The sequence below is a fragment of the bacterium genome (genome assembly GCA_030655055.1).
Classification (GTDB): Bacteria; Edwardsbacteria; AC1; order AC1; family EtOH8; genus UBA5202.
On sequence record JAURWH010000110.1, the window covers coordinates 39,566 to 50,417 of the forward strand.

At 56.0% G+C, this 10,852-nt stretch carries 10 protein-coding genes and 1 tRNA gene; 7 read left to right on the forward strand and 4 right to left on the reverse strand.

Features of this window, described 5'->3' with window-relative positions; genetic code table 11:
* Positions 1-62 precede the first annotated feature (62 nt).
* The 7 genes from lpxK (at position 63) to Q7U71_05110 (ending at position 6,280) form a co-directional block, all read left to right on the forward strand.
* The gene (gene lpxK / locus Q7U71_05080) at positions 63-1,133 is read left to right on the forward strand and encodes a tetraacyldisaccharide 4'-kinase (protein ID MDO9391133.1); all 1,071 of its coding nucleotides are present in this window, start codon (positions 63-65) and stop codon (positions 1,131-1,133) included.
* Positions 1,130-2,065: a quinolinate synthase NadA gene (nadA, locus tag Q7U71_05085; GenBank protein MDO9391134.1), complete on the forward strand. Its 936-nt coding sequence runs from the start codon at positions 1,130-1,132 to the stop codon at positions 2,063-2,065. The genes lpxK and nadA overlap by 4 nt, the downstream gene beginning before the upstream one ends.
* A gap of 82 nt (positions 2,066-2,147) precedes the next feature.
* Positions 2,148-2,225, forward strand: a tRNA-Ala gene (locus tag Q7U71_05090).
* 249 nt (positions 2,226-2,474) lie between these two features.
* Entirely contained in the window at positions 2,475-2,906 is a 432-nt protein-coding gene (locus Q7U71_05095) for a hypothetical protein (GenBank protein MDO9391135.1), read from the forward strand.
* A 47-nt stretch (positions 2,907-2,953) separates the two neighbouring features.
* Positions 2,954-3,445, forward strand: a complete 492-nt coding sequence (locus Q7U71_05100) for an HNH endonuclease (protein MDO9391136.1) — start codon at positions 2,954-2,956, stop codon at positions 3,443-3,445.
* A gap of 18 nt (positions 3,446-3,463) precedes the next feature.
* On the forward strand, positions 3,464-5,053 hold the full coding sequence (gene dacB, locus Q7U71_05105; protein MDO9391137.1) for a D-alanyl-D-alanine carboxypeptidase/D-alanyl-D-alanine-endopeptidase: 1,590 nt from the start codon (positions 3,464-3,466) through the stop codon (positions 5,051-5,053).
* A gap of 51 nt (positions 5,054-5,104) precedes the next feature.
* Positions 5,105-6,280: a hypothetical protein gene (locus tag Q7U71_05110; GenBank protein ID MDO9391138.1), complete on the forward strand. Its 1,176-nt coding sequence runs from the start codon at positions 5,105-5,107 to the stop codon at positions 6,278-6,280.
* An 84-nt stretch (positions 6,281-6,364) separates the two neighbouring features.
* On the opposite strand, the gene Q7U71_05115 is transcribed toward Q7U71_05110, so the two are convergent.
* The 4 genes from Q7U71_05115 to Q7U71_05130 all read right to left on the reverse strand — a co-directional run.
* Complete coding sequence (locus Q7U71_05115; GenBank protein ID MDO9391139.1) at positions 6,365-8,050, reverse strand: hypothetical protein; 1,686 nt, start codon at positions 8,048-8,050, stop codon at positions 6,365-6,367.
* Positions 8,047-8,769: a hypothetical protein gene (locus tag Q7U71_05120; protein MDO9391140.1), complete on the reverse strand. Its 723-nt coding sequence runs from the start codon at positions 8,767-8,769 to the stop codon at positions 8,047-8,049. Before Q7U71_05120 ends, Q7U71_05115 begins: the two co-directional genes overlap by 4 nt.
* On the reverse strand, positions 8,750-9,313 hold the full coding sequence (locus Q7U71_05125; GenBank protein ID MDO9391141.1) for a sigma-70 family RNA polymerase sigma factor: 564 nt from the start codon (positions 9,311-9,313) through the stop codon (positions 8,750-8,752). The genes Q7U71_05120 and Q7U71_05125 overlap by 20 nt, the downstream gene beginning before the upstream one ends.
* 157 nt (positions 9,314-9,470) lie before the next feature.
* The coding region (locus tag Q7U71_05130; GenBank protein ID MDO9391142.1) for a hypothetical protein at positions 9,471-10,852 on the reverse strand (1,382 nt) is incomplete at its 5' end.

Here is a 10,852-nt window from a genome sequence, read left to right on the forward strand (position 1 = left end):
AAACAAAATATGCGTAAATTTTGCTTGTTTTTTCCGGCAGTTTGGGTTATCCTAATAGTGCAATGAATTTTTCAGATATCATAAAGATCGCTTTCCTTTGGCCGGTCTCCCTGCTTTACGGGTTGATAATGGAGGTGAGGGCGGGCGCTTATAAGACAGGTTTGTTCAGGAGCCATAAGGCTGCGGTCCCGGTCATCTCCATCGGCAACATCGTTGCCGGCGGCACCGGCAAGACGCCGATGGCCATTTACGTGGCGCAGATCCTGATGGGCCAGGGCCTTCGAACGGCGGTGCTGTCGCGGGGATACAGAAGAAAATCAAAAACAAAAGATCAAATATCAAAATCGCTGGTTGTTAGCGATGGGCTTAATGTACTGTGTCCCGTAGCTGAGGCCGGAGATGAGCCTTACCTGATTGCATCCCGTCTGCTGGGAACGAAGGAGCGGCCGGGCGCAATGATCATCGTCGGCCGGGACCGGGTGGCCGGTGCGGAGAAGGCAGTGGAGCTGGGGGCGCAGGTCATAGTGCTGGATGATGGGTTCCAACACCTGCGGCTGCAACGCGACCTGGACATCGTGCTGCTGGACGGACAGAGGCCGTATGACAACGGCTGGCTGCTGCCGGTTGGGATGCTGCGGGAGCCGGTCAGAGCGCTGCGCCGGGCTGATGCCATTGTGCTGACCAGGTGCAACAACCTGAATTCAGAATTCAGAATTCTGAATTCTGAAGCCGCAAGGTTTAAGACCCGGCATAAGACCGGACAGCCTTATAAATTTGGAGACAGGTCTGCTCCCGGCCTGGAAGCACTGAAGAGCTCCAGGATAATTTTATTCTCCGGCATTGCCCGGCCGGAATCCTTTGAGCAGAGCGTCAGGCAGGCCGGGCTTTCATTTGCCTCCCACATTAAATATCCCGACCATCATCATTATACCCGGGACAACTTAACGCACATCGCCGGAAAGGCCCAGGGTTGCGATTTTCTGCTGACCACCGATAAGGACGCGGTAAAGCTTCCGCCCGGCATCGATCTTGGAAAGCCGTTGCTGGTATTGCCGGTGGAGATAGAGTTCATGGATGAAGAACAGAAACAAAGATTCAACCGATCAGTAATGGATGGGGTTAAACTAAAATGACGCTGGCCGAGTACCAAAAACTCCCGAACGAAAAGCTTTACGGCATCATAGCCGACCTGAAGCGGCAAAAGGATGCGGTCTTTCTGGTTCATAATTACCAGACCCTGGAGGTGCAGAAGATCGCCGATTTCCTCGGAGATTCCCTGGCCCTGGCCCAGGCCGCGGTACTGGTCCAGGCCAGGATCATTGTCTTTTGCGGGGTGCACTTCATGGCCGAAAGCGCCAAGATACTGAACCCGTTAAAAAAGGTCATCATGCCCGACCGGGGCGCCGGCTGCCCCATGGCCGACATGATCACGGCCGATTCCCTGATCGCCGCCAAAAAACAATACGGTGATCCGCTGGTGGTGGCCTATGTCAACAGCTCGGCGGCGGTGAAGGCCCAGAGCCACATCTGCTGCACCTCCTCCAATGCGGTGAAAGTGGTGAACTCCCTTCCCCGTGACCGGCAGATACTGTTCGTGCCGGACAGGAATCTTGGTTCCTATGCCGCCCGAATGGCGGGCCGGGAACTGATCCTGTGGCCGGGGTTCTGCCATGTCCACAACCGTTTCACGGTCGAGGACGTTAAGGCCGCCCGGGAGGATCATCCCGGCGCCCGGCTGATCGTGCACCCCGAATGCCGGCCGGAGGTGACGGAACTGGCCGACGAAGCGGCCTCCACTTCTGGGATGGTCAAGGCGGTCGGCGAACAAAGCGGGACCGGTGAGTGGATAATCGGGACCGAGATGGGCCTGGTGGACCAGTTAAGTCAAAGCCACCCCGGCAAAGGGATATATCCGCTGGCCCGCCATGCTGTCTGCCGGAACATGAAAATGACCACGCTAGCCAAGGTGGCTTGGGCTTTGGAGAATGAGGAAAATGAGATCATCCTGCCGGAGGAAACGGCAGGGAAGGCCAAAGAGGCCTTGGACCGGATGCTGGCGGTTTAAAGTCCAAATGCTCATATCCTGCATTTACATCTTGACTTAAGCCTGTTTTTTTGGTAAACTTATATTCTGTTTAATTTTATCTGGGCCTGTAGCGCAGTTTTGGTAGCGCGCCTGACTGGCAGTCAGGAGGTCAGGGGTTCGATTCCCCTCAGGTCCACCAGTTTTATTAGAACTCCGGGCAGCGAAGCTGCAGGGTTCTCCGCCGGCAGCCGGGTATAGCAGCAATGCGGCGGCGGATGCGCCGGAGGCGCAGATTCCCCTCAGGTCCACCAGTTTTTCCCGGTCCCATAACCACGCTTGTCGGTTTTACAAAAACCGGTCAACAATTCAATTCAACAAGCGTAAGATATTTAAACATCCAGGGCACAAGTATCAACGCTTGTGCTCATCTTTTTATCCGGAGGCGCCAATGCCAAGAATAGTCAAATGGATCTTATGGATTTTGCTGGGTTTTGCCCTGTACATGTCCATAAAAATACTTTTGCCCTATATTCGTTTTGCCGATATCAAGGGAAAGATGGAGGAAGCAGCACTGGTTTCCAACGGCGAATCTGACCTTGGTATTGCCATCAAACTTTCCGAAACCGCCCTGCTGGATAAGCTTCCGATAGCCGGAGATTATTTTTATCAGGTGGTCGGGGAGGACGGTAAAAAGTATTTCTATGAACCGGAGAGCCCGGAACAGCAGAAAGAATATCAGGAATTGGCCAAGCAGTATTTTCTGGAACACATGACCCGCACTCCCCAGGGACTGGCGATAGAGATCAGCTACACGGTGGAGATATACTTTCCGTTCAACATCTATATCCATAGAATAAACTTCGCACACAGGGAGGGCTGAACTCAGCCACCACAGTCTTAAATAACGGCCTTAACCGGCAGGTGCTGGTGCTGAATCAGAACTATGAACCGCTATCGGTCTGTAATGCCCGCCGGGCCCTTCTGATGCTGTACCGCCAGAAAGCAGAAATAGTAGAGCAAAGCGAGCACCTGGTGCGCAGCCTGCATCAGAGATTCACAGTGCCCAGCGTGGTCCGGCTTAACTGTTACATTAAGCGGCCCCGCCAGAACGTCCGTCTGAGCAAACAGAACATCGTCCGCCGCGATAACCGCACCTGCCAGTATTGCGGCACCACCCAGGGCGCAATGACCGCCGATCACGTCATCCCCAAAAGCCAGGGCGGGGAGGACAGCTGGGAGAACCTGGTCTGCGCCTGCGTGTCCTGTAACAACAAAAAGGGCGATCGCAGTTTGGTTCAGGTTAAAATGAACCTGCTGCGCCGGCCTAAAAATCCGCATTACATAACCTTCATCCAATATCATCTGGGGCTGCCGGACCAGCGGTGGCGGCCCTACCTGTTCTTGGGCAACAACCGGTAAATAAAGATTTAAAAAAAATTGACGCTTCGCCTGAATAAAATAATACTGTCAGCCTTGGCCATTATTTTGGGCGGGGCGTTGCTTTTTTCCACCGGAGAGGCGGCCAAAGCAAAAAAAACCAAGGCTTCCAAAACAGCCAAACGGCGGCAGTCGGTGGTTTATATGCCCAAGCCCACCGGAGACATTCAGGATGACCTGGATAAGCTGTTTGACCAGAAGCTGCCCCGGCTGGGCCGGTGGGGCATCGCGGTGATGGACCTGGAAAGCGGCGACATCATTTACCAGCACAATTCCCAAAGCAAGTTCATCCCGGCCTCAAATGCCAAGCTTTTCACCACGGCGGCGGCGCTGGAACAGCTGGGCCCCAACTATTCCTACCAGACCGAGATCTTCGCTCTGGGCGAGATAGATTCCTTTGGGGTGCTGCACGGGGACCTGATCATCAAAGGCTCGGGAGACCCCACCATCAGCGAACTGGCTTTGCTGGAGGAGTGGGCCGACAGCCTGAAATCGCAGGGGATCACGGCGGTGGACGGGGATATTATCGGCGACGAGGGGAATTTTATACCCGAGAAGATAGTTTCCATGGTGCCCCGGGCCACCAACAAGATGGTGAAGTCAAAAAAACGGATGGCCTGGCAGATCTCCGGGCTTTCCTACCGCGACAATCTGGTGGCGGTCACAATTTCCGGGGGGCAGCTGGGCAAGCCGTTAAGGGTCTCCACCGACCCCCCCATGACCATCAAGATAAAAAACCTCAGCCGCACCATCAAGGGGAGCAGCAGCACCGCCACCCGCAAGGTCAAGGACAAGAGCGGCAAAATGGTCACCAAGTCCCGCAAGGTCTACAATGTGGGCAAGGCCTATGCCAGCTTCGACGGCGAGGCGCTGAAGATAACCGGGACCCTGGCCCAGGGTTCCAGCAAAAGATTTTTGTTCACGGCCAAGGATCCCCAGGGCCATTTTGCCAGGGTGTTTGCTGCGGTGCTGCAGGACAAGGGCGTCACGGTCTCGGGCCAGGGTCTGGCCCTGACCGACAAGCCCATAGCCTTGAAACAGCAGGCCGAACTGATCTACGCCAATTATTCCCCCCCGCTTTCCGAGATCATCAAGATCATCAATAAGAACAGCCACAATCTTTATGCCGAGGCCCTTCTCAACACCATAGGCTCCGAGATGGGGGGCGAAGGCAGCCGCCAGCAGGGTTCGCTCTCCGAGCGGGTGATCACCGCGCAGATGGGACTGGGAACCATCGATCTTTACGACGGCTGCGGCCTTTCCCGGCTGAATACGGTCTCCCCCCAGCAGGTGGTGAGTTTGCTGAAGTTCATGTCAAATCAGCCTTACTGGGAGGATTTTTATAATTCCCTGGCCATCGGAGGAATAGACGGAACCCTGACCAGCCGGCTTTCCGGGCCCAAGGTCTCGGGCCGGGTCTACGCCAAGACAGGATCGATCGGCGGGGTTTCGGCCCTGTCCGGTTACCTGACCGCCAAGAACGGAAAGATGTTCGCCTTCTCCATCATGGTCAATAATATCTACCGGGCCAAGCTGGCCCGCCGGATTGAGGACTACATCTGCCAGATGCTGGTGGAATACCTGGGTTAAAAACCATTACGGCGAATCATACAAACCCAATAAACAGGAGGAATAAAGCCCATGCTTAAAATGTATTTTAATTTTAAGGACGTGTTCAGGGCGGCCCGGCTTGGTTTTTCGCCCAAAAAGATCTGGACTTTTTTCTGCGGTCTGTTATTGGGTCTGGCAATTTACAACCTGTTCAGCTACCTGGCCCATGCCGCAGCCGGACGTTCTTTGGCCGACACCTGGGCCATGTTCGGGCTGCTGCCGCTGCCCTGGTCGGATTTTGGCCCGGGGGCCTGGATCCTCTGGTTTCTGGGGGCCGCCGGACTGGGCGTCAGCTATATGCTGGCCTCGTCCGTGGTGGCCAGGATCACCGCCGAACAGCTCTCGGGCAATGAATTTTACGAGGTCAAGGAAGCGGTCGCTTTTGTAAAACAGGGCTGGAAGGCGGTGCTGGGCGCGCCGCTGGTGATAGTTACTTTCATTGGCTTTTTGGTCTTGGGCGGACTGGTCCTGGGGCTGTGGGGCCGGATACCCTATCTGGGCGAGCTGACGGTCTCGGCCCTGGCCATTCCGGTCTATCTGGTCTGTCTTTTCATCGTCTTTCTGCTGGCGGCCCTGATGGTGGCCCTGTTCTACTCGCCGATCGTGGCCGGGGCGGCCAAGAGCGACACCTTTGACAACCTTTTTGAGATCTTCTCCACCATGACCTCCCAGCCCTGGCGTTTGGTGGTGTACAGCGGACTGCTGAAATTGATAGTTCTGTTGGGCTTCGGGGTCTTTGCCCTGTTCAGTCATCATGCGGTAATGATCTCCTACAAACTGCTGGGGGTCTTCATGGGGCAAAGGTTTTTGGACCTGGGCGCCGCCGCCTTCAATCTTTATACCCCGCCGATGGTGCTGAATGTAATGCTGGGCGCCTTGCAGGGATGGGGTTTTGACCAGGGGCTGTATCTGTTGAACACTCCGGCCCTCAACTGGTCGGGTCACGTTTCAGCCTTTTTAATGGGAATGTCGCTGAACCTGGTCCGGCTGCTGGTGATCTCCTATGCCGCCGCCGCCACGGTGGTGGGCCAGACCATCATTTACGGGATCATAGTGATGAGGCGCGACGACCGGAACATATTTGAGCGCCAGGAGGAAAAAGGGACTGAAGAATGTCCTCCGGTGATGGAAGAAAATGAGGCCAAGGTTGTAAAGATGGTAAAAAAAGCGGCGGCGGTCAAAAAGCCGGCCAAAGCCAGGAAATAAACATCCGAAGATGGCAATATAAAAAACCCCCGCTTATGGCGGGGGTTTTTTGCATGGTGCCTATCTGAAACGAAGGGGAACCTTTTATTTGGCCGCGTTTATCACCACGGCTATCCGGTCGGCGATCACAGACCCGTTGATCGTAGCCCGTACTATTACCCAGCCGGTGATTTGATTTGCCGGGCGTCCGGCCGTAAACAATCCTGATTGGCTAATTGTTCCGAATTGCTGGTTGGCGGGGTCGGTGAGCCATTTCAGTTCTATGGCAGGCTGTTGGTTTCCCCCAGCGTCGGTGATGATAGCCGTGAAGGAATGGCTGCCGCCTGATGGAACCAGGATGGTTCCTGATTCCGTAATTCTTATCTTATATTCAGAGATGCTTACAGTGGCCCCGCCTTGTCCCCCTCCTTGGCCGGTCGGAACCTGGGCTATTATCATGCCCTTTTTGGGGCTGTCTATTTGGTTGTTGGGTGTAAAGAGGCCGCTTTGGTTTATATGCCCAAGTCCGTCAGGAAAAACTTTCCATATCACCTTTACTTCCGGCATAAGCCTGCCTTCGGCCGACGAGATGGTGGCGGTGAACTGTTGCTGTTGATTGGAAGGCAGTATGGCCCGCAGCGGGTCCACTTTCACCCGCAACGGCTGGCCCGGCTTTATCCTGACTGAGGCTGCTGCCTGGCCCTGGCCGAACTGGGGTGGAAGCGAGGCCACCACTTTTCCCTGGCCGTCCTTTTGTCCGGCGGTGAATATGCCCTGGGGAGAAACCTCTCCCAGTTTTTCCGGGATCACCTTCCAGACCCAGTAGGGAGGAGTGACCGGGTTGCCGCTGTTGTCAAAAGCCTCGGCGGTGAACTCCAGGGACTGTCCCGGTTCCAGCGCCGATTGCCTCGGTTTTACCTTAATGGTATAACGCCGGGTCTTTTCGGACACCACCACCAGGGATTTGGCGGTTCCCGAGCCGGTTTCATTTTTGGCCTGCACCTTGACCGTTCCCACTCCAGGGTTTTTGCCGGCAGTGAAATTTCCGGAACCGTCTATGGTGCCCAGCGCCAGAGGCGCCACCTGATATTCCAGCTCGGCCGCAACCGGGTTTCCATCACGATCTCTGACGGAGACCGAAAATACTGCATTTTCGCCGGGCTTAAGATCTGCCTTGGCCGGGGTCATCTCCACCATCAGTTTTTGGGGCTTTAGTTTTGGTCCCACGGTTATTTTGGCCTGTCCGAGGCCTTTGAACTTCTCAGACTTGGCCAGGGCCACTATCCGGCCGGTTCCCGGGGTTAAGGCGGTAAAATTACCGTTTTCATCAATGGTTCCCAGGCCGGCCGGCACCACCTGCCAGGAGATGGCCGCCTCTGATGCCGGCTCGCCGTTCAAATAGCGGACTTCGGCCGAAAGTTTTATGGCCGACCCCGGTTCCATCCGGGCCGAGCCGGGGATTACTTTGACGGTCAATCCCGCCGTCTTGCCGCCTGCGACCCTGATCAGGGCATGGCCCAAAATCATTTTATCGCCCTGCTGCACCGAGGCCCGCACTATTCCCTGTCCGGCCGATCTTCCGGCGGTAAATCGTCCGCTGGCATCAATGGATCCCAAAGACGGGGGAAGCACCTGCCAGCGGACAGCGGCCTGCTCCTGGCCCGGCACCGAGAACTGGACCTTTCCGTTGGGCATCACCCCGGCCGGATTGGGGGACACTTCCAGCTGCTGGGCCAGGGCCATCCCTGCAGCCGAAGCCAAAAGTAAAATGACCAGGATCAGTTTTTTCATGAGCGTTCCTCCAGCAGATAAAAGCTCCAGCTTTTGTTGGTCTCCCGGCCGTCCCGGCCGGTCAGGGATACCAGCACCACGTGCTGGCCGGGCGCCAGGGCATTTGGGGAGATGGTCAGATAGTCTTCCTTCATCTGGTATTGGGCGGAAGCCAGGGGCCGGTCGTCAATGCTTACCTTTATGCGGTCGCGGGTTTGAACGGCCGGATAAAAGGAGGCCACGATGTTCAGATCCCGGCTTTCGGCCACATCCTGCTCTCCGGGCCAGACCGGATAGATCCGGCTGGCCTCGATGATTTTCTGCTCAACGGCGGCGAGGTTAATTTCGGGTCTGACGGGAACATTGTCCGGGCCAGCGGCTGGCGAAGGCTGTTGGATCACAGCCTGGGGGGCAAAAATATTTTCCGGCACCGGCGCCCGTAAAAACAGGGTCAGCACGGCGGCGATCATCAGGGCCGAGGCGGCCAGGGAAAGCCGGGCCGGCCGCAACTCGAAAAGCTTCGGTCTGACTTCGGCCCGGTTTATCCTGGCCCAAAGCCTGGCCTGGAAATAGGGGGGAAGTTCAACGCTGGGCTGGTTCCGCAGCAGCGATTCCAGTTCGCTTTGTCCCGATGCCAGAGCCCGGCAGTCCGGGCATTCCCGGACATGGCTTTGGGCCTGGGGCGGCAAAGCGGCGCCGGGATTGTCCCGGAAAAATATTTCAATTTGCTGACAGTTCATTTCTTCCTCCCTGATTATTGGCGGCCTTCAAGCCGTTAAGCTTTTGAGCCAGGATCTGGCGGCCCCGCCACAAGCGTGATTTTACGGTGCCCGGAGAGCAGTTCAAAATTTTGGCGATATCGTCGCAGGCCTGATCCTCAAAGTAATACAGCACTACGGTCTCCTTGAATTCCACCGGCAGTTCGGACACCGCCTGCCGGATCATCTTATCCTGGGATAATTTTTCGATCTTTTCCATCTGCTCCAGGGCCCCGGGGTCGGACACCTCTTCCTCCGGGGTTCTTTCGCCCAGGCCAAAGAAGGACATCACCTTTTGTTTCCTTAAATGCCGGCGGTGATGGTTGACCGCTATCCGGTAAAGCCAGGTAAAGAAATCGGATTCACCCCGGAACTTGGAGTACTCCTTGTAAGCGATCAGGAAAACCTCCTGGGCCAGGTCCTGGGCCAGGTCATAATCGCCCGTCAAACGAAAGAGCAAATTAAAAAGCCGCTTATCGTATTTCTGGACTATCTGGTCAAATGCTATATTGCTGTTTTCCGTCATATTGGTATTAAGTTAGAGCCGTTTTAACCCCGTCTAGTTCCCGGAGAAGGGCATTATTTGAATGCGGTGCCCAATCAAGCCATAACACATTTATATTACTGGACTTGGCGGCCTATTTCATCTGGTTCCAAATGGTGGTTTGGGGCTCCCGGGAGGCTTAAAACCGATAGCCAAAATCAACCCAGGCCAGGCGCTGGTGATACGATTTTGACGGGTCCAGACGGTCGGTTTTGTTTATCTGCTTGGCCCCCAGTTCCAGGGAAAACCTGGTTCCCAGGCTGGCGGTGCCCTTGATATACCCCGTGTGCTTGAATTGGTCGACGGTGTTCAGATCATCCCGGAGCTGATAATACTGGTATCCGGAATTGATCTGCCAGGCTCTTCCGGAAGAAAAGTTAATGTCCAGATTGGCTGAATGGGACCGGGTCAGCCGGTCGCTTTGGCTGGCGGAATATGAATAGAGGGGCGTGGCCCGGAGCCGTTTCCATTTTAAACTAAAACTGGTTCCCAGACTGCGGCTCCGGTAGATGTAGCCGGTGTAGGGCCGGAGGTTGCCGTCAAAATTCAGGGAAAAACCGGAGAACCACCGGTCCGGGCTAAGGCCGGCCACCCGCAGCGAGGCCCCGGCCTTGTAGCTGTTGCCGGCGGCGGAATCGGTGAATATCTTATAGGCCGAGGCGTAGGCCCTGGTGCTTAATCTTTTGTTCCAATCGGATTCCTGGTCCAGCGCCAGTTCATTCTTGGCCGCCTCGGCGTAAGGGTTGCCAAAACTGTAGAAATACTGGCCCAGTGAAATGTACCGGGCTTCCCAAAGGTGCCTTTCCCGCCGGAGTTTTATCCCGGCCGAGTAGCCCTGGCCGTTAACTGTTTCCCCGGTGTCGGGGACCAGCCGGGTGCCGATATACTCCCCTGACAACAGCAGGGTCTTGAAGGGATAGGACAGAGACATTATCATCAGCCGGTTCTGGCCGGGGTGCAGGGTATCCACGGATATTACGGTATCGGAAATACCCAGCAGGGAGTCGGTGTAGATGTAGGAACTGGTCTTATATCTGACCGAATCCGGCAGGGAGGAAGGATCATCGGACCCGGAATAATATCCGGCCGCAAAGACCAGGCTGTCCCGCAGTTCCAGCCAGCCCTGGCCGCCGTAAATGTACTGGGCAAAGGTCTGGTAACCGGTGTCGGCCGGCTGGGAGCGGCAGGCCAGCAGGTCAACCTTAAGGCGGCCATTCTTGAATGACCCGGCTCCGCCCAGCGGAGAAAGCCCGGAAAAAGCCAGTTCCGAAAGCCGGGGGTAGAATTCTCCCAGGTTCAGCTCCCACCGCGGGTGGTAAAACTGCAGCTGGCCGTGCGGGTCCCGGTCGTAAGACGGATCGTAGGACAGATTCCCGTTAAAGTTTCCCCGGCCCAACAGCCCCGAAAGCGACAGCTCGGCCCTGGGCAGAAAACCGATAGGGGAGGAAAGACCCAGCCCGGCGGTGTCGACGCTGCAGTCAGAGTATTGCCAGCCCAGGCTGGCCCAGGCCTCCCAGGGCC